Raw genomic sequence first — 25,601 nt, 5'->3', positions numbered from 1 at the left:
TTGACTTCCAGCGCTTTTGTTTTGCGATTAACTATTTGCGATTACTGGCAATTACTTCTTTTTTGCAGGAGCTTCACCGAGTTCGCTTTGAGCAACAAAAACGTTTACGTTAGTTGCATCAGATTCCGCAGATTCAGATTCAGAAGAATCTCCAGCATCTGCAGCCTTAACAGCGTTAAGCTTTACTTCTCCAGTAACGCGTCCCGCTTCCGCAACGTCGTCCAAAGTCTCCTCAACAGCCTTATAAGCATTTTCTGCAACGTTCAAAGTCACTTGCAAAATAGGAGTCTTCATAGAAACCTTTGCTTCAGACTTAATCTTGCGCAAAGTAGCCAAAGCCTCGCCCGCGTAAGCCAAAGTATCCGCAGAAACACCGTTTGCAGCAGCCTCATACGCCTTAGCGCATGGCCAGCTAGCGCGATGCACAGAGCCTTCGCCTTCGTGCATCCAACTCCACACTTCTTCCGTAGCGTAAGGCAAGTAAGGAGCAAGCAAGCGAGCCAAAGCGTCGAGCGCAAGACCAAGAGTTGTGCGAGCAGACTTTACAGCAGCTTCACTTGGAGTACGTCCAGTGGACTCTGCAGTACCATAAGCACGATTCTTTGCAAGCTCAATGTAATCGTCACAGAACTCCCAGAAGAAGGTTTCGATTGCTTCCAAAGCCTTGGAATGCTCGTAAGATTCAAGCGCATCAGTTGCGGTACGAATAACGGATGCAAGCTTTGCCATAACAGAGCAATCCAAAACTTCCGTAACGTCTGCAAAATCCCAATCCGCGCTGGCAGACTCAAGAACCTGATGTTCCTCGTCTTCTCTGCCAATCGCGAGCGCAAACTTTGTAGCGTTCAAAAGCTTAATCGCAAGGCGGCGGCCAATCTTCATCTGACCTTCGTCGTAAGTTGCATCCAATCCAAGTTTTGCAGAAGTCGCCCAGTAGCGCACAGCATCCGCACCAAACTCTTCGATTGGCTTATTTGGCACAACAACGTTTCCCTTAGATTTAGACATCTTCTTGTGGTCTGGATCAAGAATCCATCCAGAAAGCGCAGCGTGCTTCCAAGGCAAGCATCCGTTTTCAAGATGCGCGCGGTCAACCGTGCTAAACAGCCAAGTACGAATAATATCCTGGCCTTGTGGACGCAAATCCATTGGGAAAGTAGCCTTAAACAAAGCTTGATTTTCTTCACCTGGCTCTTCCCAACGAGTAACAATTTGTGGAGTTAAGGAAGATGTAGCCCAAGTGTCCATAATGTCTTGCTCAGCAGTAAAGCCGTTTGGCTGATCTCGCTGAGATTCGTCAAATCCTTCTGGAACATCGATAGTTGGGTCGATTGGCAAACGGTCTTCGCTAGGAGTCAAAGGATGCTCGTAATCCACTTCCCCGTTTTCGTTTACTGGGTACCAAAGTGGGAATGGCACACCAAAGAAGCGTTGGCGAGAAATAAGCCAGTCACCATTCAAGCCATGAACCCAATTCTCGTAGCGCACGCGCATAAAGTCTGGGTGGAAGTTAAGCTCCTTGCCGCGCTCAATAAGCTCAGCGTTCAACTTTTCGTCCGTGCCGCCGTTCTTTAAGTACCACTGGCGAGAAGTGACGATTTCCAAAGGCTTATCGCCCTTTTCGTAGAAGTTCGTCATACGCTTTGTTGGCTTTGGATCGCCTTCCATATCTCCAGCAGCTTGCAATGCTTCAACAACTTCCTTGCGAGCAGAGAATGTGGTTTTGCCAGCAATTTTCTCAAACATTTCGCGGCCAGACTCGTCCGTAATCCAATCAGGAGTAGTCATAACAATGCGGCCGTTACGCTGAATAATTGGTCGAGTTGGCAAACTCAAGTCGCGCCACCACTCAACGTCGGTTACGTCACCAAAAGTGCAGCACATTGCAATGCCAGCACCCTTGTCCATTTGAGCAGCAGGATGAGCCAAAATCGGCACCTTCACCTTAAACAGCGGCGAGTAAACTTCCTTGCCAAAATACTTCTTGTAACGCTCATCGTCTGGGTGTGCAATCAAAGATGTGCAAGCAGCAAGCAATTCTGGGCGCGTAGTTTCAATGTAGATTGGCGTACCATCTTCAAAGCGGAAAGCAATCTTATGATAGAAACCAGGGTATTCGCGCGCTTCAAGCTCAGCCTGCGCAACAGCAGTCTGGAATGTAACATCCCACAAGCCTGGAGCGTCTTTTTGATAAGCTTCTCCGCGAGCAAGATTGCGCAAGAATGCTTTTTGCGCAACTCGGCGAGGCTGCTCGCCAATAGTGTGGTAGGTTTGCGACCAATCAACAGAAAGACCAAGCCTGCGCCACAAAGCTTCAAAAAGCTTCTCATCTTGGGAAGTTAGGCGCTCACAAAGCTCAATAAAGTTCTGCCTGCTTACAGGAACCTGGTCTTTTGCCTCAATCTTCTTGCCTTCAGTGCCTTCAAATGGCGGCTTAAAATCAGGGTCATACTTAAGCGAAGTATCTACGCGCACGCCGTAATAATTTTGCACGCGGCGCTCTGTTGGTAAGCCGTTATCGTCCCAACCCATTGGGTAGAACACATCAAAGCCTTGCATGCGCTTATATCGCGCGATAACATCCGTATGCGTGTAAGAGAATACGTGACCAACGTGCAAGTGGCCACTAACTGTTGGAGGCGGCGTATCGATTGAATATACGGCCTTACGGTCGCGAGAATTGTGGAACGCATAAGTCTTAGCTTCGTCCCAATTACTACGCCATTTGTCTTCAAGACCATCAACACCAACCTTATTAGGCAATGGTGTTAAATGTGCGTGTTTTACTGTGTTATCCTGTTCACTCATGAACTGAATATTAGAAACTCACTGAGACATCGCACTATAACAGAGCACTAAGAACTCACTAAGCCAGCACTATTTAACAGTCACATCATGCAAAGGAAGCAGCTGATCGGTCATGTTAGTAGGGTATCCACTCACATTATTCTTTGCAACAACAACGCTATTCCTTGCGTACAACCATCCAGAAACCGCATAATCGCACAATTCTTTAGCGTACTTTTTAATGTTTTCTTCGTACTCTTGCGGGCTTGTGGACTTCATTGCGTCTGCAAAATACTTTTGCGAAGCATGGTCTTGGAACAAGTAGTTAGACTTAGTGTCTGCATACATTCCAGAATCCAAAGTGTGATTAGTCCAAGTAAGAGCTAAGTCGTATTTACCTTCGCGTATTCGTTGATCGATTACACTTTGGTCTAATTCTTCTAGTTTTACTGGGAATCCACCTGCATAGCTTAAGTTTTTTGCCATTTGATCGCAAACACTAGCCATTCCAGTCGGAACAAGCATTGTGATTCCGCGCAAATATCCTGCAACAAAGTAGTGGTACATGCCGTAAGCTTTTTGAACGTCGTGAGGATACGTGTTACTAAAATCTTCATACCCAGGAGACATAGGGTCGATTGGCCCGCCAACAAGTTGGCCTCCAAAAGGATCGGAAGCAAGAATAACATTTGGCTCAATCACGTGTCTTGCAGCTCTACGAATTTGCTGATCGCAGAACATAGATGACATTCCCGTGTTAAAAGCAAACATTCTTAATCTTGTGCTTTTTCCCTTTACCAACTTAGTGTTTGGCATTGCAGCCATTCGATTGTTTTCATTTCCGTCTAGTGGAATTGCCATTTGCACGCTGCCATCTTTAACAGCGTTTGCTAAAGACGTGTCATCGTTAAAATACTTAAGCGTTATGCTTTGGCATCCAGCTTGCCCTGCCCAGTAATTGTTGTTTCTAACAAGAACGAGATTTCCCCCCTTGTTGTATCCCTTTACTGTAAACGGACCTGTTCCAATAGCGTCGGAAGCGTAGTTAACAAAAATGTTTGTGTTGTAAACAATTCCAGCTCTTCCAGCTAATCGCCTTGGCAAAAGTGGGTCTGGAGTTTTAAGAGTTATATCTAGAACGTTAGGCCCAGAATTAGAAACGCTTGTTATGTTTGTTAGCTTTTCGTAGCCAGGATAATTCTTTGTAATGCCTTGCTGAAGCGATTTAAGAACGGAGCTTGAGTTCATTGGGTCTCCGTTAGCAAACTTAATTCCGCTGCGTAGTCTAAATTTATAATTCAATCCATCGTTCGAAACGCTCCAAGATTGCGCAAGTCCTGGGTGTAAAACATTGTTTTCGTCTCGTTTTACAAGTGTTTCGTAAACGTTCTCTAAAAGTGCCTGTTGTAAGGAATCACTATCGTCTGTTCTAATATCTAGCGAAGCTGGAGCCGTTCGTAATCCTATTGTTAAAGTTGAATTTGACGCTGGAAAAATGTTTGTAGGTATTAAAGATCTTCCATCTATAAACCGCCATCCGCCCCAAATTATTGCAGATAGAATGCCGATTAAAACAATAAATACAACCCATGGTTTATCGCTTCGTCTAGTTTTATGCGCATATCTTGCACTACGCACATGTGAAGCAGATGAGTATCTTTCAAATTCAGGCATGATTAAAAGTTTATATCACCGTTTGAATTTGATTGCCGAATTTATGCACAAAATAGTCTAAAAATATTCTAAAAATATTCTAAAAGAGTTTACTAGACGCCATTAATATTGTGCAAATTTATTTTCTACAATCTAACAGAAGGGCACAAAAACCTAAGCGGGCAATCGCCGCAGCGAGGGTTTCTAGCATTGCAAATCATTCTTCCGTGCAAAATAAGACGATGTGAAAGATTAGTCCATTCTTCTGGAGCAAAACAAGCTGTGACTTCTCTTTCGATTTTCGCTGCATCTTTAGCCTTAGCGCTAGACTCACTCACCCAGCCAAGTCTTGACGTAACGCGCATAACATGCGTATCTACTGGAAATCCTGGAATCTTAAAAGCGTTCCCTAAAACAACGTTTGCTGTTTTTCTTCCCACTCCTGGTAACTTTGTAAGATCAGCCATATTATTTGGAACAATGCCATTAAAATCTTTAACAAGTTTTTGCGAAAGCTCAATAATATGTTGCGATTTTACTCTATAAAATCCAAGCGAATGAATTATTTCTTGCACGTTGTATATTTGCGCTTTTGCCAAATCGACTGGCGTTGGGTATGCCTTAAAAAGCTTACTCGTAACAAGATTTACGCGCTTATCGGTTGTTTGCGCGCTAAGAACAGTTGCGATTAGAAGCTCAAATGGGTTCGTAAAATTTAGCGCACATTTTGGATTTGGGATTTCTTCGCATAAAATCCTATATTCTTCGCGCATTTTGCGGATTTTGTTTATTTTATCTATCTTAGACAATATAAGCCTAGTCTAAATCGTTGGAAACGCTTGAATCATCGGCACGCGAATCGCCAGCAGCCGCACTATTGCCATTTTGTGCGTAATCGCCATTTTCAACTTCGTCAACTTGAGCTTCTAATGGGTCGAAACGATATCCAACATTTCTAACTGTTCCAATAACATGCTCATATTCAACGCCCAACTTTGCGCGAAGCCTACGAATATGAACGTCTACAGTTCGCGTTCCGCCGTAGTAATCGTAGCCCCAAACCTCTTGAAGCAAATGCGCACGCGTAAAAACGCGACGAGGATGCTGAACAAAATACTTAAGCAGCTCAAATTCTTTATACGCTAAATCAATAGGCTTTCCGTGCAAGCTAACTGTATAGCTTTGCGTGTCTACAACTAAGTCTCCAGAGCACATTTGACCGTTGCTGTTAACTTCAACACTTGTGGAATCGGCAACAGTAGAGCCAGAAGAAGAATCGGTAGAAACTGCTCTTTTGGCGGCTAATCGCAATCTTCCTTCCACTTCTGCAGGAGAAGCGGTTGTTAGCATAACGTCGTTAACGCCCCAAGATGGGTTTACAACTGTAAAACCGCCCTCTGTAAGAATTAGAATAATAGACATTGTTAAATTAGACGCGCGCACAAGAGAACACAGCGATTTTGCTAAAGATAAGTCTTCTCTAGCGTCAACAAGAAGAATAGTATCTTCGGGCATTTTAAGCATGCTAGAAGGTTCCATTGGCACTACGCGCACGCGATGCGAAAGAAGTGTTAGTGATGGCAAAACTTTTGCAGGCGCGGCACAAGAGGTCATCAATGTAATATCCGTCATATTGACACCTCCATAGCGCATAGAATTGAATGAAAATTCAAAATCAAGCTGTTATAAAAAAGAATTGTAATCCATGCTTAAGAAGAATCAAAAAGCGCAAGTGTACGCTTACATATAAAATGGTGTAAATCACAGTGTAAACGCGATAGGAGCGTACAATGAGCAACAATATTCAGCGCAACAAAATGTATGGTCACATTACGATTGCTGTAACTCAATTTGTTGCTATAGTTCTTTTAGCATCTGCTGCAATGCTTCCGTTTGCAACAGCAAAAGCAGTTTTAACTGTTTGCATTCTTATTCTTCTTGCTCTAATAACTTTTTGGCCACTCAAAGGTTCCACAGCCGATAAAGCTATTCCTTTTCTTGCATCATTAGCGTCTATGTGGTGCGCAACTCTGGCCTTAAAAGGATGGCTGCCAAGCAGTGTGATTGATGGCGAATCAGAAGTTAGTATTCACAAATTTGTTGCTGCTATTAGACCATACGAGCGATGGGCAGTAAACTTTGCGCTAATTCTTGTTGCAGCAACATTTGTTAGCTTTGCTAGACAAATGTTTAGAGAAGATAGGTCTAATCTTGTACGAAACCTATCTCATTGCCTTACTGCAAGCATTGCATGCGCAGCTTTGCCTGGATGGCTTTTCTTGCCGTCAATTATTAGATTCACTTTTTCTGTGCGCGTATTGGAACTTGGCGTGTTAGTGGCAATTCTTGGATTGTTTGTTGTGATTGTTTTGGCTGGCCTTTCTCACCTTTGGATTAAAGACGCGCAATACAATGCCGGAACAGTTTTTCCGCAAATTGGAACAGCTTTGATTCCAATTATGATGTGCGGAATGGTTGTTTACGGAGCTGGATTGGCAATGTTGCTTGTAGCGTAAGCGATTAAAGTTAATGCTAGTTGTTTCACACGTTGTTTCACGCACTGTTTCACGCAATATGTTTTATAGATAGCAATGTTTTATAGATAGTAATTACTTATTAAGATATTAAAAATATTAAAGATATTAAAAAGTGTCTAACACATAAAATGCGTTAGACACTAATAGATACGTTGTTAAAACGTTCGGAAGCTTGCGACTAATCGCAAGAACTACTTTTCGCTTTCTTCCAAACGCTTGCGAGCTGCAACGATTTCCTTTTCGGCTTGCTCAACTCCAGCCCAGAAGTCTCCAGGAAGAACTTCCTTGCCTGGCTCCAAAGCCTTGTATTGCTCAAAGAAGTGCTTGATTTCTGCCTTGTGATACTCGTTAACGTCATCAATATCTTTAATGTCGTCAAAGCGAACATCTGCTGGCACGCACAAAACCTTGTCATCTCCGCCAGCTTCGTCAACCATGTGGTACAAACCAACGGCGCGGCATTCAACAACGCAACCAGGGAATACGGAATTTGGAATCATAACAAGAGCGTCAAGAGGATCGCCATCTTCGCCCAAAGTGCCATCAATGTAGCCGTAATCATCTGGATAGCCCATTGCAGTGAATAGAGTACGATCCAAAAATACGCGACCAGTTTCGTGATCAACTTCGTACTTGTTCTTAGAGCCGCGTGGAATCTCTACCACAACGTTAAATGTTTCTGCCATTTTTACTCCTTAACGTAAAACTTAATGCTTAAGTACATTAGCACGTTTAAGCATTTGTTTATCAATCTAACGTTTGTACATCTAACTTAGACTGTTCAGTCTAACTTTAGCGCGCAGCAAAGAGTATATAAAACACTACGCGCACGATAGCGATTCAGAACCAGTTAGATATGCAGACTATATGCGGACTATATGCGAGACATATTTGTGTAATATATTTGCTACATGTGGAAAATAGTGCGCAATACGCTTTACGATATATGCACAAGCAAATCGAAGCAAAACGCAATAATGCGCGATTTAGATAAGACACAGAAAGTGTCAACTAACCGATGCGAAAAAAACATAAAGAAAAATATTAATAAAAAATATTAATAAAAACAGTAAAACATTTGAAAAATATTTTAGCTCACATTAAAAAAACTCTCGTGAATCAGGCAAAAATACGCGAAAAATCAAGGAAAAACTAAGACACGCTATAGGCGTCTTTAGTGTCTTAATACATAGATAATATGACTACGTTTTGGAGCGATACTAATGGAAAAAATCGAACATAAACACTTGTAAGACTGAACAAAAAACTTAACACAAAAACTGAATACAAAAACACAACAAACACAACAAACACGTATTAAGTTGTAGGCAAGATGAAAGAATTGAACAACGCAACAAACGCTGCAAGTAAACGCAACGCTGCAATAGACGGCATGCGCGCGATTGCAATTATTGGAATTGTAGCGTTCCACTTGCGTCCAATTGTATTCAACGGCGGCTTTTTAGGCGTAACAATGTTTCTTGTTATGGCAGGGTACTTTAGCACCGTGTCTTTGCTAAAAATGTTCAGCGAGAAAAACGATAAAAATTCGCATTTAGATGGCAACCAAGAAAGCCAGAAGAAAAAATCAAAACTTATCACTTACTTTAAGTACCTACTTAAACGCATAAAACGAATATGGCCTTCTACGCTGGGCGTTATTGCACTAAGCGCACCACTTATGTGGCTGTTTTCTCCAAGCCTTTTAACGAAGTTGCAATCAGATGCTCTAAGCGGAGCAACATTTAGCAGCAACATGGCGTATGTTTTGCGAAAAGTCTCGTATTTTGAACAGTCGGGACTACCTTCTCCTATTAAGCATTTGTGGTACTTAGGCCTTATTATGCAAATGTTTATTTGCTGGCCAATTATTCTATGCGCAATTCTTAAAATAGTTAAATCAAAGTTTGTGCGAATGCTTGTTACTGCAACGCTTGCGATTGTGTCTGCGCTTACAAGCATTGCAATAACAATTCTTTATGGAGAAGGACAAACTATTGCACGCGTGTACTACTCTTTAGATACGCGCGCATGTGAATTCTTAATCGGCGCGCTTCTAGCAATGTATTGCACGTGGTTTAGTGGAAAATCTGCTATAAAAATCATTTCAGACGCGTGCCGCTACATTGTTGGAAGCAAAAGCGAAAAAGAACAAATTGAAAATCAAGAAAACGATTCGCAAAATGGCAAAAACAAAGGCAGACAGCCAATTTTAGAATCCATTGTAGGATTTGCTGCACTAGCGTTTATTTTGTTCTGCTTTATTAAACAAGACGGACTAAAAACGTGGATTGTGTACGGAGGTTACGCACTTTTTGCAATAGTTTGCGCGATTTTAATGCACGCTTGCATGCTAAAAAACAACATTTGTGCAAAGATCCTTGGCACTAACATATTAAGCTACTTAGGCAAGAGATCTTTTGCGATTTATCTTGTTCATTTTCCTATACTAGAAGTCTTAAATCCTGCAACTAGAACTACTCACATAACGCTATTTGAGCAGATTTTGCAATGCGTGATTGTTGTTGCAATAGCTGAAGTTTTTTACAGAATTTTTGAAATGCCATTTGCAAGTAAATATATGACTTTTAGCATTAGCAGTGTTAGCGCAAAATCAAAAGATGAATCGAAAGACGGCTCAAAAGACGAAAATAAAAACCTTGATCTTTCTAGCGATACTTTAAGCGTTAAAAGCAAGAACATTAAGCTACCATTTGTTCTACGAAGGCTTGCGATTACTGTGTGTGCAGCGGCGTGCTTAGTGATAATCGCAGCTCCACTAAATTGGAGCGCCATTGCACAAGAAAGGTCAATACAATTAAGGCCAGAACTAGCAAGTCAAGAACAAAACAATAAACCTCATTCGCAAAATGGCAAGAAAAAGCCAAAGACAGATCAAAGCTCAAAGTCAGGAAACAAGTCAAACACAAAGTCAAACACAAAGTCAAAGCAAAATCAAAAAAGAAAAGTGGGCGGAAAGCGCCAAAATATAACAAAACAAACACTTCCAACAAAGCCAAGTGCGCATAGAGTTCTAAACCCAATCGCAGAAAAAGTGCCAGCAAACATAAACACAAAACCTTGGAAAATTGACTCAAAACAAGACGTTTGCACGGCAGACATAACAATGGTTGGAGACTCCGTAACCGAAGGCGCAAAACCGTACCTTATAAAAGCTCTACCAAACGCTTGGATTGACGGAAAAGTTAGCAGGCAGATTTTCCACGGAGCCGAAGACTACCAAAAAGACATAGCCGAAAAACACCCTGGAAGCGTTGTAATCTACGAACTTGGAACCAACGGGCCGCCTAGAGATGAGTCAGTTTTACAAAACATGGTGAATATTACTGGCGGAAAGCCCGTGTACTTTGTAACAACTCGCGTGCCTCAACCTTGGCAAGACGAGACGAACGCAAAATTGCGCGCATTTGCATCAAAGCGCAAGAACGTTGGAATTATTGACTGGAATGGCACGAGCGCAGGCCATAGCGAGTTTCTAACAGACGACGGAATACACTTAACGCCTATTGGCGGGCCACAATACGCACGAATGATACGACTAGCCGTGTGCGGCGGATGACTTGCGCATAGCAAAACAAACCGCCCAAATCACGTCAAAATATTACGATGGTACATATGAGTGAGTTAATAACCCCATTTTCCCAAAGCAATAAGGGCGATTCGATTGCAGAATGGAAGAATCCTCTGCGAGACACGCGCGACTTGCGACTAGCCAAAATCGCAGGCCCGTGCAGCCTTGTTATATTTGGAATCACGGGCGATTTAGCGAGAAAAAAGCTAATGCCAGCCGTATACGATTTAGCAAATCGCGGACTTTTGCCTCCTGGCTTTGGCCTTACGGGATTCGCCAGACGCGACTGGACAGATGAGCATTTTGTAAACTTTGTGCGAGAAAATATTCAACAACATTGCCGCACGCCATTTTGCGAATCCACTTGGATTAATCTTGCAAAAGGCATACGTTTTGTTCGCGGAACATTCGACGACGCAAGCGCTTTCGAGCGATTAAGCAAAACAGTAAGCGAGTTAGACAGAGATCGCGGAACTCGCGGAAATCACGCATTCTACATGTCTGTTCCACCATCCAGCTTCCCTGTTGTAGCGCAGCAATTGGCTGCATCGGGGCTTTCACACTCCTCCGAAAACGCATGGAGACGAGTGATAATCGAAAAACCTTTTGGTCACGATTTAGCAAGCGCACAAGAGCTGGATCGCGTAGTTTCCGAGGTTTTTGACCCTAATTCCGTGTTCCGCATAGACCACTATTTAGGCAAAGAAACTGTGCAAAATCTGCTTGCATTGCGCTTTGCAAACGCAATGTACGAGCCAATTTGGAATGCTAATTATGTTGACCACGTACAAATCACTATGGCAGAAGATATTGGCATAGGTGGCAGAGCTGGATATTACGATGGCATTGGCGCTGCTCGAGATGTTATTCAAAACCACTTGTTGCAACTAATGGCACTCACTGCTATGGAAGAGCCTGTAAGCTTTAGCGCTGGCGATTTAACAGCAGAAAAAACTAAGGTCTTGTCGGCTATACGATTGCCTAAAGATTTAGCTGCAAACACTGCAAGAGGCCAATACGCAGAAGGCTGGCAGGGGTCATATAAGGCTATTGGATATTTGCAAGAACAAGGAATTAGCCCAGATAGCACTACAGAAACGTATGCTGCTGTGCGATTAGACGTAGACACTCGCCGATGGGCTGGAGTGCCATTCTACTTGCGAACTGGCAAACGCTTAGGTAAGCGAGTTACAGAGATTGCTGTGATTTTTAAGCGCGCCCCACACTTGCCTTTTGAGACTACTGCTGTGCGCGAACTTGGAAACAATGCTATTGTGATTCGCGTTCAACCAGACGAAGGCGTAACAATGCGATTTGGCGCAAAAGTGCCAGGCGGAACGTCTATGGAAGTTCGCGATGTTTCTATGGACTTTAGCTATGGAAGGTCTTTTACAGAAAACTCTCCAGAAGCATACGAACGCCTTATTTTAGACGTTTTACTTGGCGAGCCACCACTTTTCCCAACAACACAAGAGGTTGATTTAAGTTGGAAGATTTTGGATCCGATTGAAGATTTTTGGGCTTCGCTTAACACGCGTCCGCAACCATACCGTGCTGGAACTTGGGGACCAGCGGAAGCTGACGCTATGCTTGCTCGCAATAATCGCCATTGGAGGCTGCCATGATTATTAATCTTCCTAACACAAACACGTCTAAAATCTCTGCAAAAATCGACGAACTTCACGAAGAACGAGGCGAATCCGCAACTGGACGCGTGCTCACTCTTCTTATTGACACCACTCTTAAAGAGCTTGAAAACGCACTGGGCGCAGCAAATGCAGCTAGTCGCGAGCATCCTTGCAGAGTTATTGCGATTGTTCGCGATTGGCAAAGCGCTAATGCAAGTTTGCATAATCAAAATCAAGGTAATCAAGAAGAAGAAACGCCAAACTTAGACGCTCAAGTGCGATTTGGAGCAGATGCTGGCGCAGGCGAAATCATTATTCTCTACCCACATAATGACCTTGTTCGCCACCCAGATACGCTTGTTATTCCGCTTCTTGTGCCAGACGCACCGATTGTTGCATGGTGGCCTACAAACGCGCCCGAAAATCCTGCTAAAGACTTGCTTGGAGCTATGGCAAGTAGCAGAATCACAGACGCTCAACGCGCAAGCAACACTCTTGAAACTGTACAAAATCTGCGCAAAAATTGGTCTTCTAAAGACGTTGACCTTTCTTGGACGCGCATTACGTCTTGGCGCGCAATGCTTGCTTCTATGCTTGATCAGCCGCCGCACTTACCGATTCTTAGTGTTAAAGTTAGCGGCCCTAAGCATTACGTTCCGTTGCATTTGCTCGCGCAATGGCTAAAAATCTCACTTAATGTTCCTGTAGAAATTGTTGAAGATTCAAGCGCACATGCAATTACAGAAGTAAGTCTTAAGCGGCAAGATGGCGAGCTTTCTTTAACGCGACCTTCTGGCAGCAGCCAAGCAATAATAAGTCTTCCAGGGCAAGCTTCTCAGCCTATTTCTATGCCGATTCGTTCTTTGCAAGACTGCTTAAGTGAAGAATTACGCAGAATTGACCCAGACGAGATTTATGCGCAACTTATTCACGAAAATTGTTGCAAAATGCAAGATAACGAACTTGCAAGGTAACGAACTTTAATACAACAAGTAAAAATAATAAAAGGATTCATTATGGCTAAAGATTTTAGATTTGCGCATAACGCAACAGTGTACGGCTACGATAATCAAGATATTATAGCTGCTGTTGCTGCACAAAAACTTGTGACTTTGATTATGCAATGGCAAAACAATGTTGAAAATCTTAATAAGCCATTCCATCTTTTGCTAACAGGTGGAACAGATTCGATTCGCATGTTTCAAATGTTAGCTAGCAACCCATTGCTTCCAGCAATCAATTGGTCTAATGTGCATATTTGGTGGGCAGATGAGCGTTTTGTAGCTTATAACAGCGAAGATCGTAATGCGCGCAAGGCTCGCGAGTTGCTTCTTAACATGCTTAGCGATCACAAAGTTTTGCAGGAGTCTCATATTCACGAAATGCCTGCAGATGAGCGCAATGCGGAGGAAATTGCAAAAGCCAGCGACGCTGAAAATGACGCTATTTTAGACGCTGCTGCACGCGAATACGAAGAAGAAATTATAGGATTACTTGGATCAGAGCCAGTGTTTGATTTGGTGATTCTTGGCATGGGACCAGACGCGCATATAGCTTCACTTTTCCCAGGATTGCCGCAAATTCATAATCGCGATCGCATAGTTTTAGGCGTGAACCACTCCCCTAAGCAGCCGCCAATGCGATTAACGCTTAGCGTTCCCGTGCTGGCTCATAGCCGCCGCACTTGGTTCTTAACTGCTGGCGAGCAAAAAGGAAAAGCTTTAATGAACGCGCTTTCTGGGAGCAATAACCCAGACTATCCTGCGTCTTTTGCCAACGGCACCGACGAAATCGCATGGCTAACTACTGCCGAAACTTTGCAAGCAGCAATCCAGTAATCTGCATAGCCTTCTAACATCGTGCATAATATTTAGAACAATAAAATACAGGCCTTTGCATTGTTATGCAGAGGCCTGTTAGTTCTAAAGATTATTTGATTTAATCTTGCTTTACTTCTGGGCGATTAGGCTCTGCCCACAAAGTGTGAAATACTCCTAGCTCGTCAATGCGACCGTAAGTGTGCGCGCCGAAGAAATCGCGCTGAGCTTGAATAAGCGATGCTGGCAAACGCTTGGATCGCAAGCCATCGTAATATGCAAGCAAACTGGAGAATGCTGGAACAGGCACACCATGCTCCACTGCGCGCGCAATAACACGGCGCCAAGCAGCTTGCGACTTTTCAATAGCATCCTTAAAGTACGGCGCAAAAAGCAAGGAAACACTTGCCTGCCCAGATTCAAACGCCTCGGAAACGCGGTTTAAGAATTGCGCACGAATAATGCATCCGCCTCGCCAAATGCGAGCAACAGCAGCCTGGTCAATCTTCCAATCATGCTCAATTGCAGCAGCAGCAATCTCGTCGAATCCTTGAGCATAAGAAACAATCTTAGAAGCGTACAAAGCTTGGCGAATATCCTCAATAAACGCCTTACGCTCAGAATCGCTAAAATCAAAATGCATATCTGGACCAGTCAAACCCTGGTTTTCTGAGGCTTCTCGCAAAGCAACTTGGCTAGAAAGTCCGCGAGCAAACACAGCTTCTGCAATACCCGTTACAGGGATTCCAAGCGAAAGCGCAGATTGTACAGTCCAAGTACCCGTGCCCTTCATGCCAGCGTGGTCTACCATCATCTCCACCAAAGGCTTACCAGTCTTAGCATCCTTCTGTCGCAAAACATCCGCCGTAATCTCAATCAAATAAGAATCAAGCTCGCCCTTATTCCACTCGCTAAACACGTTTGCAATGTCTTCAGACTTCATGCCCAAGCCGCGAAGCATTAAATCGTAGCTTTCGGCAATAAGTTGCATATCTGAGTACTCAATGCCATTGTGAACCATTTTTACAAAGTGACCAGCGCCATCGGTGCCAATATGCGTTACGCAAGGCTCGCCTTCTGCAACAGCCGCAATCGACTTTAAAATAGGGCCGAGCGTCTTCCAAGACTCCTCCGTGCCACCTGGCATCATCGAAGGACCGCGAAGCGCACCTTCTTCTCCGCCAGAAACACCGCAACCAACGTAGTGAAGGCCGCGCGCGCGAATGTTTTTCTCTCGGCGAATTGTGTCTTCAAAGTAGGAGTTTCCGCCGTCAACAATAATATCTCCTGGCTCCATAGCGTTTGCAAGCTCTTCAATAACAGCATCTGTAGGAGCACCAGCTTTTACCATAATGATTGCAGTGCGTGGGCGCTTAAGAGAAGCAACAAATTCTTCAACGGTTTTAGCAGGAACGAAAGCACCTTCGCTGCCGTGCTCATTCATCAAGGTTTCTGTGCGCGAATAATGACGATTATAAACAGCAACAGTATTTCCGTGATGCGCAAGATTACGCGCTAAATTCGATCCCATTGCAGCCAAGCCAACAACGCCAATATTTGCTCTAGCTTGAGTTTCCGCCATTTTGCACCTCTATCTTTTAATATTTATAATCGTAATATTTATAACCGTTTTATTATTTTATGATTGTTTTATTTTTAACACTTAATCAATCAAAACACACTTTTTAAAGTTTATCTGCCTATATGCACAAGCATTTTTGTTGCGATAACAAGGCGTACTGCATAGCGCGCGCATTAATGGCAATTTTGTGATAAAGATTACATTTTTACTTTTATTAGTCGCTATTTAGAAAGCATAAATACCGCTTAAATCTTATAGACACGCGTGATAATCAAAATTTGGACACACTAAATATAGGGATTATCCATACAACACGCCACTACAAATAGTGTTAAGTGGTAGTAGACTGTTAAATCGTGCCCAAAAGCACAAACTTAAATAATCATAAAGAAAAAGCGTTAAATACGCACAATACACACAACGAAGGGAGACGAACCGTGACTATTACAGTTTTCACAAAGCCACATTGCCCACAGTGCGATGCCACAAAGCGTCAATTCACTAAGCTAGGCGTGAATTTTGAAACAGTAGATTTAACTCAAAGCCCTTCTACTTTAGACCAATTGCGCGCAGCAGGATATCGCCAAGCGCCAGTGGTGATTACTCCAAACTCGTCGTGGAGTGGGTATCGCCCAGATTTGATTGCACAAATCGCAAGCCAACTAGAAGACGAAAATAAAAACGATAAAAACGATTAAAGCAATCAACAATAAGCAAGATACGCAAAATAATCAAAGCAATCAAGAAGTATAAAAATGTGTGATCAAGAAAATATGTCACAACCAAGCGAGTCAGAAGCGCACGCGCAAGGCGAATCAATCGGAGCTGTAGTCTATTTTTCTTCCGTCTCCGAAAACACACTACGATTCGTAAAAAATTGCGATTTTCCAAGCAACAATGTGAACGTATATCGCATACCGCTTCGACCAAAAGAGCCAGAATTGCACGTTCGCGAGCCATACGTTTTGATTGTGCCAACTTACGGCGGCGGAAACATTTCTAAAGCAATACCAATGCAAGTGCGAAAATTCCTAAACAATCGCGAAAATCGTTCGTTTATTCGCGGCGTAATATCTTCTGGAAATACGAATTTTGGAGACGCATATTGCGCTGCAGGCGGTCAAATCGCAGGAAAATGCGCAATCCCAAATATGTACTCGTTTGAACTTACGGGAACTCAAGAAGATATAGAAAAAGTAGCGCAGGGAATACCAAGATTTTTACGGCAATTAAAAGAAACAGAAGAAACGAAATAAACAAATAAACAAAATCAACAAAAAACAGCGTTTGAAAAGCAAAACTAACGCACGAGGAAAGGAATTAATCAAATGAATAGCACGGATCCGATGAGCGAATCTACCTCGCTTAATCTTGATCACACTGACGACACCAACACTGCTAGCAGCACAGCAGAGCGCATTCGCAACAGCCGCGACTACCACGTTCTTAACGCTATGCTCGGTCTTTTTGATCCAGAAAAAGGTATTCAGTTTGATAAAGACACGGAAGCAGAAAAGCTTTACGTTTCGGGTTACGTGCAAGAACACAGCATGAAGTTTGCTTCAACTCACGAGCGCTTGAATTATTTGATTAACAACTACTACTACAACGGCAACGTTTTCCACAAATACAGCGACGAGTTTCTAGATAAATTCTACGAGCACGCAGAGGCCGCACACCACACTTTTGGCACATTCTTGGGTGCTTTTAAGTTCTACACTTCTTACGCTTTAAAGACTTTCGACGGCAAGCAATATTTGGAAAACTTCGCTCAGCGCGCAGCAGCAGTTGCTTTGGAGCTTGCAGATGGCGACGAAAAAGCAGCGCTCAACTATTTGGACGAGATGCTTGCGGGCCGATTCCAGCCAGCCACTCCAACGTTCTTGAATCTTGGTAAAGCTCAGCGCGGAGAGGCTGTGAGCTGCTTCCTTGTGCGCTTGGAAGATAATATGGAGTCTATTGCGCGCGGAATTAACTCTGCTTTGCAGCTTTCTAAGCGCGGCGGCGGCGTTGCTCTGCTCCTTACGAATTTGCGCGAGCTTGGCGCTCCTATTAAGCGCATCGAAAATCAGTCGAGCGGCGTTGTGCCTGTTATGAAGCTTTTGGAAGATTCATTCTCTTATGCTAATCAGCTTGGCGCTCGTCAGGGCGCTGGTGCCGTGTATATTAACGCTCACCACCCAGATATTATGCGTTTCCTCGACACTAAGCGCGAGAACGCAGACGAGAAGATTCGTATTAAGTCGCTTTCTTTGGGTGTTGTGATTCCAGATATTACTTTTGAGCTTGCTAAGCGTAAGGAAAAGATGGCTTTGTTTAGCCCTTACGACGTTGAGCGTGAGTACGGAAAGCCTTTTGCAGACATCTCCGTTACCGAGCATTACGATGAGATGGTTGCAAACCCTCGTATTCACAAGAAGTACATCGACGCTCGCGAATTCTTTATGACGCTTGCGGAGATTCAGTTTGAGTCTGGCTACCCTTACATTTTGTTTGAAGATACTGTGAATCGCACGAATCCTATTGAGGGCCGCATTACTATGAGCAACTTGTGCTCCGAGATTTTGCAAACTCAAGAAGCAAGCACTTATAACGCTGACTTGTCTTATAGCCACGTTGGTCGCGATATTTCTTGCAATCTTGGCTCTCTTAATATTGCTAAGGCGATGGACGGTGACTTGGGTGCAAGCGTTGATTTGGCTGTGCGCGCGCTCACTTCTGTATCCGAGCACACTTCGATTGATTCCGTGCCTTCGATTCGTCGCGGAAACGCGGAAGGTCACGCTATTGGCTTGGGTCAAATGAATTTGCACGGTTTCCTTGCTAGAGAGCACATTCAATACGGAAGCGAGGAAGCTCTTGATTTTACAGACATGTACTTTATGACTGTTGCTTACCACGCTTATAAGGCTTCTCACGCTTTGGCTGTAGAGCGCGGGACTGCTTTTGCAAGCTTTAAGACTAGCGCTTACGCTAAGCCTGCAGGAAAAGGCAACTACTTCGATAAGTACACTGATGGCAGCCGCTCGCTTGAGCCTAAAACTCAAAAGGTTCGCGATTTGTTTGCTCGTTTTAACGTTGCGATTCCAACCGTTTCGGACTGGGAAGCTTTGCGCGACGAGATTTTGCGCGACGGCATTTACAACGAGTATTTGCAAGCTGTTCCTCCAACTGGTTCAATCTCTTACATCAACCATTCCACGAGTTCGATTCACCCGATTGCTTCTCGCATTGAGATTCGTAAAGAGGGTAAAGTTGGACGCGTCTACTACCCTGCCGCATACATGACGAATGACAATATGCAGTACTTTAAGGATGCTTACGAGATTGGTTGGAAGGCAATTATTGACACTTACGCGGAGGCAACTCAGCATGTGGATCAGGGATTGTCGCTTACTTTGTTCTTCCCAGACACTACGACTACTCGCGATTTGAACAAAGCTCAAATTTACGCGTGGCGTAAGGGCATTAAGACTCTTTACTACATTCGTATTCGCCAGAAGGCTTTGGAAGGTACAGAAATCGAGGGTTGCGTAAGCTGCACGCTGTAAACCTTATGGTTGTAAATCTTTCGCAAATTAAATCAAAAACTTAAAAATTTTATAAAACGTAAACACAGAATCAGGAGTAATTATGACAGAACTCAGCCCAACCGAGCTCGATCCAACAGCGCTTAGAAGTAGCCTCGATAAGCCTTTCGGCACGAACCGCGTAATCGCAAGCGACCAAATGATGGCAGATTCCATCACTCCAGCTCAATACCGCTATCATCACGGATCTCGCGTGCGCCCAGTTAATTGGAATAATATTGTTGACGACAAGGATTTGGACGTTTGGAATCGTCTTATTGCTAACTTCTGGCTTCCAGAAAAGGTGCCGCTGAGCAACGATATTCCTTCTTGGCGTTCCCTAACCGATCTTGAACGCAAGACAACTACTCGCGTCTTTACTGGCTTGACTTTACTTGATACCAGCCAGGCCACTATTGGTGAGCTTTGCCAGATTGAGCACGCGCGCACGGAGCACGAGCAGGCTATTTACACGAATATTGCTTTTATGCAGTCTATTCACGCTCGCTCCTACTCCTCTATTTTCTCCACTCTTTGCTCTAGCGAAGAGATTGACGAAGCTTACCGTTGGGCTGTTGGAAACGACGTTTTGCAGCAGCGCGTTACCACCGTGCTTTGCGAGTATGAGAGCGAAGATCCGCTTAAGCGCAAGATTGCAGCAACTATGCTTTCTTCGCTTCTTCTTTACGCGGGTTTCTATTTGCCACTTTACTTTGCTTCTCGCGGCAAAATGATGAACACTGCCGATATGATTCGCTTGATTTTGCGAGATAAGGCAATTCACGGCTACTATTCTGGCTACAAGTTCCAGCGCGGTTTGGAGCTTAGAAGCGAGAACGATAAGAAGAATCTTGAAAAGTTCACTATGAACTTGCTTGATACTTTGTACGATTTGGAAGTTGAGTATTCTGGTCAGATTTATGAAGGATTTGACTTCCACGATGACGTTTTTGACTTCGTGCGTTACAACGCTAACAAGGCTTTGATGAACCTTGGCTACCCTGCCAAGTACAGCGAAGAAGAAACTCACGTAAGCCCAGAGATTCTCGCAGCTCTTTCTCCTGCAGCCGACGAAAATCACGACTTCTTCTCCGGCTCTGGTTCCAGCTACATTATGGGTAAGTCTGTTGAAACCGACGACGATGATTGGGATTTCTAGTCGCTAGTCGCTAACCACTAGTCGCTTTACTAATTAATTAGGTTGCTTATGCACTTTCATAAGCAACCTTTTTTATTTAATTATTTAAGAATATTTCCGTTTTGGAACTATTTTTAAATATCCGCGTACTTACTGAGTTATCGCGGCAGTTTTTGCTAATTTTGCATTTTTTGCCATGATAACTTGTTAAAAAAATATGACGTCTGCAATTCTTGTTGCTTTTACACTACAAAAAAGATAAAATATTAGTATGAAAGCAACAGAAGTGAGGCTATTATGTCAAACAAAGAGATGCTCCTTGACTATTTAGATAACCATCATGGAATAATTACATACAAAGATTGTAAAACATTAAATATTCCAACTATATATTTAACTCGTTTGAAAAACGAAGGTGTTCTTAATCGAATTGAAAGGGGAATTTTTCTCTCTTCCAATGGTGATTATGACGAATATTACTTCTTTCAATATCGTTATCCACAAGCTGTATTCTCTTATGTTTCAGCTCTTTATCTTCAAGGTTTTACAGATGAAATTCCACAACATTTTGAAGTAAGCGTTCCTAGAGGATATCATTTTAATAATCCACCATCAAATTTAACTATTCATTGGGTCTCAAAATTGTATAGCAAATTAGGCATTACTACAACGATTACCACAATGGGGAATAAAGTACGTGTTTATGATTTTGAACGCATTATTTGTGATTTTATAATAAACAGAAACAGTATTGATTCTGAACTCTTTGTTAAAACTCTTCAAGCTTACAGTAGGTATAACGGGAAAGATCTTATAAAGCTTCATGAGTATGCAACAAAAATGAATATATCCAATAAAGTCAAGCAAACACTGGAAGTGCTACTGTGAATAAGGCAAAATTAACAGCATTGTGTCATAAAATGTCCGCAAAGACTGGTTTAACATTTAATTCTGTTATGATTTATTATTTTCTTGAAGTTATTTTGAAAAAATTAAGTCAAAGTAATTATTCAGATCACTATGTTTTCAAAGGTGGATTCCTTCTGTCAAACATAATAGGTATCAATTCGCGCAGTACGGTAGATATTGACTTTCAGTTTCATAAAATGGAGCTTTCAAAAGAAAAAGTTAAAAAACAACTAACAGAAGTTTTTGCAAATTCAAAAGATGATATAAGTTTTTCCATTCAGTCTATTACAGCCATTAAAGAAAGCGATGATTATGGAGGATATCGCGCAACAATTTTGTGCGAGTTGGAAAATATTAAACAAGTTGTTCATTTGGATATTGCTACTGGCGATGTTGTTACACCACAGCCAATAAATTACTACTATAAAGCTATTTTTACCGATGAAACATTCCCAATTATTGCATATAACGTTGAAAGCATATTAGCAGAAAAGCTTCAGACTATTTATTCACGCAATTTTTTAAATAGTCGTAGTAAAGATTTTTATGATATTTTCATTCTTTTAAAATTAAAAAAGGATGATATTGATTTTTCGCAATTAGAGATAGCTTGCCAGAGAACTTTCTTATATCGTGAAACAGAACTAGATTTTAATAAGATAATTAAGCTTCTAGAATCCTTCAAAACTGATTATACGCAAAATCAACAGTGGCAAAATTATTCGAAAAAATATAGTTATACAAAAGGAATAACATTTTCAAACGTACTTGATGAGACTATAAACTTACTGAACATTCTTAGTGCTAAGCAAAATGACTAAATTTGTATACATTGGCGACAAGACGGCAATTTTGGCGACATAAAAATGTCGCTTTGTGCCATATCTCTCATGTTTATTCTTGACAAACTCATACAGCGACTTTAATATTTTTAATAAAAGTTTAATTTAATTAAAGTTTATAGGCTGAAGAAAAGGGTGATATGGATCATATTCCAAGATGGATGGCTAATCTCACAGACGAAGACATGTCGTTTATAAAGAACTTTGTATTATCGTCTGGATCGTTAAAAGAAATGTCGCAAATGTATCAAGTCTCTTACCCAACGATGAGAATCAGGCTTAACAGGCTCATTGAAAAAATTCGAATAAGCGACAATGAACCAGAAGACCCGTTCGTTCTTTTAGTAAAGAGTCTTGCTATTGACGATAAATACGATGTTGACACAGCTCGAACACTCATAAACGAATATAGAAAAAGAAAGGATAAATCATGAGCTATGCATTATTTGGTCCGATAATTGACATTCTTATCGCACTTGCTATATGTGCTTTAGTGTTCTTTATTGCAAGAAGTCTTATTCGATATGCGCATTCTCTTAAGAAAGATGATAAGTCATCTAAGCAGTCTGCAGAAGATAAAAGAATTGCGTTACAGGACTTATAAAACACAAAACCGAGTTATCGTGGCAGTTTTTGCTAATTTTGCGATTTTTGCCACGATAACTGTGCGCGTCACGCATTGCTGGTTCTATTGCAATACGTCCACCTAACGCTTGAACAACCTTCGCAATAGTTTGGAAGCTAGGATTGCCGTCTCGTCTTAAGCTTTTATAAAGGCTTTCCCTTCCAACCTCAGCTTTTTGAGCAATCTCTTTCATGCCTCGAGCTTTTGCAATATCACCTATAGCAGCTTGCAACAAGCGAGGATCGTTAAGTTCTGCTGCGGCATTGAGATATGCAATAACATCATCATCGTTCTCAAGATACTCACTCGCATCCCATTTACTTATATTTACCATTTTCTCATCCAATTGCGATACTCATCTGTTTTAAGTATCTCCATAAAAATATTTTATCCTGCAGGATACAATTTTGCAATTTCTGCCATGATAACTTGTTATTTTGTAATAATTGTGTACACAATGGTGCTACTTTGGCATTACGTTGGGTGCTGTAGGTCTGTTATAATAAAGCAAAGCGTGAATAACAAATTTATGATTCTAAGCTTAAAGGAAACGACATGACTTCTACAAAAACAGCCAAAACAGGCAGATTAAGTGTAAGAGTTAATCCAGAAATACGAGATAGCGCATCGCAAGTTCTTGAACATTATGGTCTTGATATGAGTTCAGCAGTCAACCTATTTTTGTATCAGATTGTAAATACGCAACGTTTCCCATTTTCACTTGAAAGTTCTCCATATGAGCACGCTATTGATGAAGCTATGAAAGAAAAACCAATAGCTGCAGGTACTGTTGACGATTTTGCTGAGCTGATGCGCAATGCCTAAACCGCCATTTTATAGTCCAATCTATCTGCGAGATGTTAAGAAATATAAGCAGAAGCATTACGATATTGAACAGGTAATCAATATTGTGAGACTTATTTGCAATGGTGCAGATTCTCGCGAGCTTGCAACTTATAGAGATTATATTCTTAAAGGCTCATATAAAGGTGTGCATGAATTGCATGTGTCTGCAGATGTTCTACTGTTGTATCAAGTTAAAGAAGATTGCATTATATTCCTACGCTTAGGATCTCATGACGACTTATTCTAGTTAGCAATTTTTGCCACGATAACGCATGATTGCGTTGATCATATTGCAAAATAATATAATTTAGATTATTATAATTATGATTATAATAATCGCGATTATATTAACTAGAGCGTATATTCGGCATCAATAAGATGCGCTGAAAAATATTGCAATTATTGGCGTAACGGCAGGTGGAATATGGTTTTTGTTGGCAGACAAGACGAGTTACAAGTACTTGAAAAACTGTATGAAAACAGCAATCACTCGTTCCAGATGGCAATAGTTTATGGTCGAAGACGAATAGGAAAAACTTCACTTATTTCACAATTTTGTAAAAATAAGCGCGCAATACTTTTTACTGCTCGCGAGCAAACTAATATCGAGAATTTGCGTGATTTCTCGCGCACTGTGTACGACTTTTTCAATCTTCCATCAACTACAGGATCGTTTAATGATTGGAACGACGCTCTCGATTTTGTTGCACAACAATCTAACAACGCAGATCAAAGCGCTTCTCAATCTCCACTTATTATAGTTTTCGACGAATTTCCGTACGCAGCACAAGCAGATAAGTCTTTAGCGTCAACATTCCAAGTTGCAATAGATCATAAGTTTAAGAACACGAACATGACTCTTATTTTGTGTGGCAGTAACGAAGGATTCATGGAAAGTGAAGTGCTTGGTAAAAAGAGTCCGCTTTACGGAAGACGTACCGCGCAGATTCGCTTGCAACCATTTAATCTTTTTGAAGCATCTGAGCTTATGCCAAATAATGCTACTTGGGAAGATAAAATCAACTATTTTGCATCCCTTGGAGGAACACCATACTATATTGAACAGTTGGATAATAAGTCTTCGTTTGCGGAAAATCTTGAGCAATTATGCTTTAACATTTCGGGAATTTTGTACGCTGAACCAGACATGCTCATGCGCCAGGAATTGCGCGATCCTTCAACATACAATAGTGTGCTAAATGCTCTTGCTACGGGATGCAATACTCCGACTTTAATATCGGATCGCATTGGATTGCCAGCTACATCAGTGAACGTGTATTTGAAAACACTAGAAGGACTTGGATTAATTGAAAGAAATATTCCATTTGGCATGAATCTACTTCATTGCAAAAAAGGATTATGGCAGATTTGTGACCCATTTTTTGCGTATTGGTATAGGTTTGTAGCGCCTAATAAAGGATTAATTGAACGCGGACTTTCACACGCTGCCGCAAGTAGTGTTCTTGGTGGCGAGCATGAAGTGTTTAGTACTTTTGTAGGTCAACAGTTTGAGAAAATGTGCGAACAGTGGATTGTGCACCAATGCAAAGTTGGCGGAATGGACTTTTTGCCAACTAAGTTAGGTAAATGGTGGGGTGCGGATCCTATTGCTCGTGAGCAAACCGATATTGATATTGTTGCAGAAGACGATATTAACAAGCAGCTTCTTATTGCGGAATGTAAGTGGCGTAATAATCTTAACGAAGCTGAAGCAGTTAGCAAGTTGTTACAGCGCGCAACTTTAGTTGAGAATGCAAAAAATAGCGATTATAAGAAAATATTTATGCTGTTTACAAAGTATCCAACTTCTTACAATCCTCGTCATGCTAAAACAAGCATCAACTTTGTTGACGCACAAACAATGTTTTTTAACTGATTGAGCGACAATAGTTACGACCATATCGCGCAGCCATAATCACACGTTATCGTGGCAGATTTTGCTAATTTTGCAATTTTTGCCACGATAACGTGTATAACATAGCAACGAAACAGCATTCTGCATAACAGATTAACCGCTTACTTGCATCTGCTGTGCAAAGGTTTGTCCAAATACTCGATTGAAAAGCGTCCAAGTAC

At 42.0% G+C, this 25,601-nt stretch carries 21 protein-coding genes and 1 pseudogene; 15 read left to right on the top strand and 7 right to left on the bottom strand.

The window, feature by feature from the left end:
- Window positions 1-51: 51 nt before the first annotated feature.
- The 4 genes from valS to HXT30_RS00300 all read right to left on the bottom strand — a co-directional run bounded on the left by valS (window position 52) and on the right by HXT30_RS00300 (window position 6,072).
- On the bottom strand, window positions 52-2,808 hold the full coding sequence (valS, locus tag HXT30_RS00315; protein ID WP_422111572.1) for a valine--tRNA ligase: 2,757 nt from the start codon (window positions 2,806-2,808) through the stop codon (window positions 52-54).
- Window positions 2,809-2,877: 69 nt separating this feature from the next.
- Window positions 2,878-4,461 carry an ABC transporter substrate-binding protein gene (locus tag HXT30_RS00310; RefSeq protein ID WP_422111571.1) on the bottom strand — a complete coding sequence of 528 codons (1,584 nt, stop codon included), beginning with the start codon at window positions 4,459-4,461 and terminating at the stop codon, window positions 2,878-2,880.
- A 125-nt stretch (window positions 4,462-4,586) separates the two neighbouring features.
- Window positions 4,587-5,213 (bottom strand): endonuclease III, encoded by a 627-nt coding sequence (nth, locus tag HXT30_RS00305; RefSeq protein WP_422111853.1) that lies wholly within the window; start codon window positions 5,211-5,213, stop codon window positions 4,587-4,589.
- 43 nt (window positions 5,214-5,256) lie between these two features.
- A complete protein-coding gene (locus HXT30_RS00300; RefSeq protein ID WP_422111570.1) occupies window positions 5,257-6,072 on the bottom strand; it encodes a winged helix-turn-helix domain-containing protein in 816 nt (271 codons plus the stop codon).
- A gap of 158 nt (window positions 6,073-6,230) precedes the next feature.
- Between HXT30_RS00300 and HXT30_RS00295 the strand changes: the two genes are divergently transcribed.
- Entirely contained in the window at window positions 6,231-6,956 is a 726-nt protein-coding gene (locus HXT30_RS00295; RefSeq protein ID WP_422111569.1) for a beta-carotene 15,15'-monooxygenase, read from the top strand.
- A 212-nt stretch (window positions 6,957-7,168) separates the two neighbouring features.
- Here the strand turns inward: HXT30_RS00295 and HXT30_RS00290 are convergent, their stop codons facing one another.
- Window positions 7,169-7,663, bottom strand: coding sequence for an inorganic diphosphatase (locus HXT30_RS00290; RefSeq protein ID WP_004105658.1), 495 nt, complete (start codon window positions 7,661-7,663; stop codon window positions 7,169-7,171).
- 647 nt (window positions 7,664-8,310) lie between these two features.
- Here HXT30_RS00290 and HXT30_RS00285 point away from each other — a divergent pair.
- From HXT30_RS00285 to pgl, 4 genes are read left to right on the top strand one after another with little or no spacing between them, the layout of a single operon-like run.
- Window positions 8,311-10,557 carry an acyltransferase family protein gene (locus HXT30_RS00285; RefSeq protein WP_422111568.1) on the top strand — a complete coding sequence of 749 codons (2,247 nt, stop codon included), beginning with the start codon at window positions 8,311-8,313 and terminating at the stop codon, window positions 10,555-10,557.
- 56 nt (window positions 10,558-10,613) lie between these two features.
- Window positions 10,614-12,194 carry a glucose-6-phosphate dehydrogenase gene (gene zwf / locus HXT30_RS00280; RefSeq protein WP_422111567.1) on the top strand — a complete coding sequence of 527 codons (1,581 nt, stop codon included), beginning with the start codon at window positions 10,614-10,616 and terminating at the stop codon, window positions 12,192-12,194.
- On the top strand, window positions 12,191-13,171 hold the full coding sequence (locus tag HXT30_RS00275) for a glucose-6-phosphate dehydrogenase assembly protein OpcA (RefSeq protein ID WP_422111566.1): 981 nt from the start codon (window positions 12,191-12,193) through the stop codon (window positions 13,169-13,171). The genes zwf and HXT30_RS00275 overlap by 4 nt, the downstream gene beginning before the upstream one ends.
- A 42-nt stretch (window positions 13,172-13,213) precedes the next feature.
- Window positions 13,214-14,035 (top strand): 6-phosphogluconolactonase, encoded by an 822-nt coding sequence (gene pgl, locus HXT30_RS00270; RefSeq protein WP_422111565.1) that lies wholly within the window; start codon window positions 13,214-13,216, stop codon window positions 14,033-14,035.
- 100 nt (window positions 14,036-14,135) lie between these two features.
- On the opposite strand, the gene gndA is transcribed toward pgl, so the two are convergent.
- Entirely contained in the window at window positions 14,136-15,596 is a 1,461-nt protein-coding gene (gene gndA, locus HXT30_RS00265) for an NADP-dependent phosphogluconate dehydrogenase (protein WP_422111564.1), read from the bottom strand.
- A 437-nt stretch (window positions 15,597-16,033) separates the two neighbouring features.
- Between gndA and HXT30_RS00260 the strand changes: the two genes are divergently transcribed.
- The 7 genes from HXT30_RS00260 to HXT30_RS00230 all read left to right on the top strand — a co-directional run bounded on the left by HXT30_RS00260 (window position 16,034) and on the right by HXT30_RS00230 (window position 22,488).
- The gene (locus HXT30_RS00260) at window positions 16,034-16,294 is read left to right on the top strand and encodes a glutaredoxin family protein (RefSeq protein ID WP_004131604.1); all 261 of its coding nucleotides are present in this window, start codon (window positions 16,034-16,036) and stop codon (window positions 16,292-16,294) included.
- Window positions 16,295-16,351: 57 nt separating this feature from the next.
- A complete protein-coding gene (gene nrdI, locus HXT30_RS00255; RefSeq protein ID WP_422111563.1) occupies window positions 16,352-16,852 on the top strand; it encodes a class Ib ribonucleoside-diphosphate reductase assembly flavoprotein NrdI in 501 nt (166 codons plus the stop codon).
- A gap of 72 nt (window positions 16,853-16,924) precedes the next feature.
- Complete coding sequence (gene nrdE / locus HXT30_RS00250; protein WP_422111562.1) at window positions 16,925-19,147, top strand: class 1b ribonucleoside-diphosphate reductase subunit alpha; 2,223 nt, start codon at window positions 16,925-16,927, stop codon at window positions 19,145-19,147.
- An 82-nt stretch (window positions 19,148-19,229) separates the two neighbouring features.
- Complete coding sequence (gene nrdF, locus HXT30_RS00245; RefSeq protein ID WP_019261930.1) at window positions 19,230-20,324, top strand: class 1b ribonucleoside-diphosphate reductase subunit beta; 1,095 nt, start codon at window positions 19,230-19,232, stop codon at window positions 20,322-20,324.
- A 276-nt stretch (window positions 20,325-20,600) separates the two neighbouring features.
- Window positions 20,601-21,191: a type IV toxin-antitoxin system AbiEi family antitoxin domain-containing protein gene (locus tag HXT30_RS00240; RefSeq protein ID WP_422111561.1), complete on the top strand. Its 591-nt coding sequence runs from the start codon at window positions 20,601-20,603 to the stop codon at window positions 21,189-21,191.
- Window positions 21,188-22,033, top strand: a complete 846-nt coding sequence (locus tag HXT30_RS00235) for a nucleotidyl transferase AbiEii/AbiGii toxin family protein (RefSeq protein WP_004124363.1) — start codon at window positions 21,188-21,190, stop codon at window positions 22,031-22,033. Before HXT30_RS00240 ends, HXT30_RS00235 begins: the two co-directional genes overlap by 4 nt.
- Window positions 22,034-22,194: 161 nt before the next feature.
- A complete protein-coding gene (locus HXT30_RS00230) occupies window positions 22,195-22,488 on the top strand; it encodes a DUF2089 family protein (RefSeq protein WP_016635756.1) in 294 nt (97 codons plus the stop codon).
- Between the two features lie 246 nt (window positions 22,489-22,734).
- Here HXT30_RS00230 and HXT30_RS00225 read toward each other — a convergent pair.
- Window positions 22,735-23,013 (bottom strand): annotated as a pseudogene (locus HXT30_RS00225) (addiction module antidote protein); the annotation flags it as partial.
- Window positions 23,014-23,234: 221 nt separating this feature from the next.
- Here HXT30_RS00225 and HXT30_RS00220 point away from each other — a divergent pair.
- The 3 genes from HXT30_RS00220 to HXT30_RS00210 all read left to right on the top strand — a co-directional run bounded on the left by HXT30_RS00220 (window position 23,235) and on the right by HXT30_RS00210 (window position 25,401).
- Complete coding sequence (locus HXT30_RS00220; RefSeq protein WP_102704795.1) at window positions 23,235-23,504, top strand: type II toxin-antitoxin system RelB/DinJ family antitoxin; 270 nt, start codon at window positions 23,235-23,237, stop codon at window positions 23,502-23,504.
- Window positions 23,497-23,772, top strand: coding sequence for a type II toxin-antitoxin system YafQ family toxin (locus HXT30_RS00215; RefSeq protein ID WP_102704796.1), 276 nt, complete (start codon window positions 23,497-23,499; stop codon window positions 23,770-23,772). Before HXT30_RS00220 ends, HXT30_RS00215 begins: the two co-directional genes overlap by 8 nt.
- A 177-nt stretch (window positions 23,773-23,949) precedes the next feature.
- Entirely contained in the window at window positions 23,950-25,401 is a 1,452-nt protein-coding gene (locus HXT30_RS00210) for an ATP-binding protein (RefSeq protein ID WP_102704797.1), read from the top strand.
- Window positions 25,402-25,601: the final 200 nt, after the last annotated feature.

The sequence above is a fragment of the Gardnerella sp. DNF00571G genome, assembly GCF_049262695.1.
GTDB classification, from domain to species: domain Bacteria; phylum Actinomycetota; class Actinomycetes; order Actinomycetales; family Bifidobacteriaceae; genus Bifidobacterium; species Bifidobacterium piotii.
Note: the sequence above shows the minus strand (reverse complement) of the source record. Positions and strands in the feature narration are given on the sequence as shown.

Excerpts from the sequence above, each read along its gene's own strand:
- pgl (WP_422111565.1), top strand. The coding sequence starts at position 13,214 with ATGGCTAAAGATTTTAGATTTGCGCATAACGCAACAGTGTACGGCTAC.
- HXT30_RS00285 (WP_422111568.1), top strand. The coding sequence starts at position 8,311 with ATGAAAGAATTGAACAACGCAACAAACGCTGCAAGTAAACGCAACGCT.
- nrdE (WP_422111562.1), top strand. The coding sequence starts at position 16,925 with ATGAATAGCACGGATCCGATGAGCGAATCTACCTCGCTTAATCTTGAT.
- HXT30_RS00230 (WP_016635756.1), top strand. The coding sequence starts at position 22,195 with ATGGATCATATTCCAAGATGGATGGCTAATCTCACAGACGAAGACATG.
- HXT30_RS00240 (WP_422111561.1), top strand. The coding sequence starts at position 20,601 with ATGTCAAACAAAGAGATGCTCCTTGACTATTTAGATAACCATCATGGA.
- HXT30_RS00215 (WP_102704796.1), top strand. The coding sequence starts at position 23,497 with ATGCCTAAACCGCCATTTTATAGTCCAATCTATCTGCGAGATGTTAAG.
- HXT30_RS00210 (WP_102704797.1), top strand. The coding sequence starts at position 23,950 with ATGGTTTTTGTTGGCAGACAAGACGAGTTACAAGTACTTGAAAAACTG.
- nth (WP_422111853.1), bottom strand. The coding sequence starts at position 5,213 with ATGCGCGAAGAATATAGGATTTTATGCGAAGAAATCCCAAATCCAAAA.
- zwf (WP_422111567.1), top strand. The coding sequence starts at position 10,614 with ATGAGTGAGTTAATAACCCCATTTTCCCAAAGCAATAAGGGCGATTCG.
- HXT30_RS00300 (WP_422111570.1), bottom strand. The coding sequence starts at position 6,072 with ATGACGGATATTACATTGATGACCTCTTGTGCCGCGCCTGCAAAAGTT.
- HXT30_RS00290 (WP_004105658.1), bottom strand. The coding sequence starts at position 7,663 with ATGGCAGAAACATTTAACGTTGTGGTAGAGATTCCACGCGGCTCTAAG.
- HXT30_RS00220 (WP_102704795.1), top strand. The coding sequence starts at position 23,235 with ATGACTTCTACAAAAACAGCCAAAACAGGCAGATTAAGTGTAAGAGTT.
- HXT30_RS00295 (WP_422111569.1), top strand. The coding sequence starts at position 6,231 with ATGAGCAACAATATTCAGCGCAACAAAATGTATGGTCACATTACGATT.
- valS (WP_422111572.1), bottom strand. The coding sequence starts at position 2,808 with ATGAGTGAACAGGATAACACAGTAAAACACGCACATTTAACACCATTG.
- nrdF (WP_019261930.1), top strand. The coding sequence starts at position 19,230 with ATGACAGAACTCAGCCCAACCGAGCTCGATCCAACAGCGCTTAGAAGT.
- HXT30_RS00310 (WP_422111571.1), bottom strand. The coding sequence starts at position 4,461 with ATGCCTGAATTTGAAAGATACTCATCTGCTTCACATGTGCGTAGTGCA.
- nrdI (WP_422111563.1), top strand. The coding sequence starts at position 16,352 with ATGTGTGATCAAGAAAATATGTCACAACCAAGCGAGTCAGAAGCGCAC.
- gndA (WP_422111564.1), bottom strand. The coding sequence starts at position 15,596 with ATGGCGGAAACTCAAGCTAGAGCAAATATTGGCGTTGTTGGCTTGGCT.
- HXT30_RS00275 (WP_422111566.1), top strand. The coding sequence starts at position 12,191 with ATGATTATTAATCTTCCTAACACAAACACGTCTAAAATCTCTGCAAAA.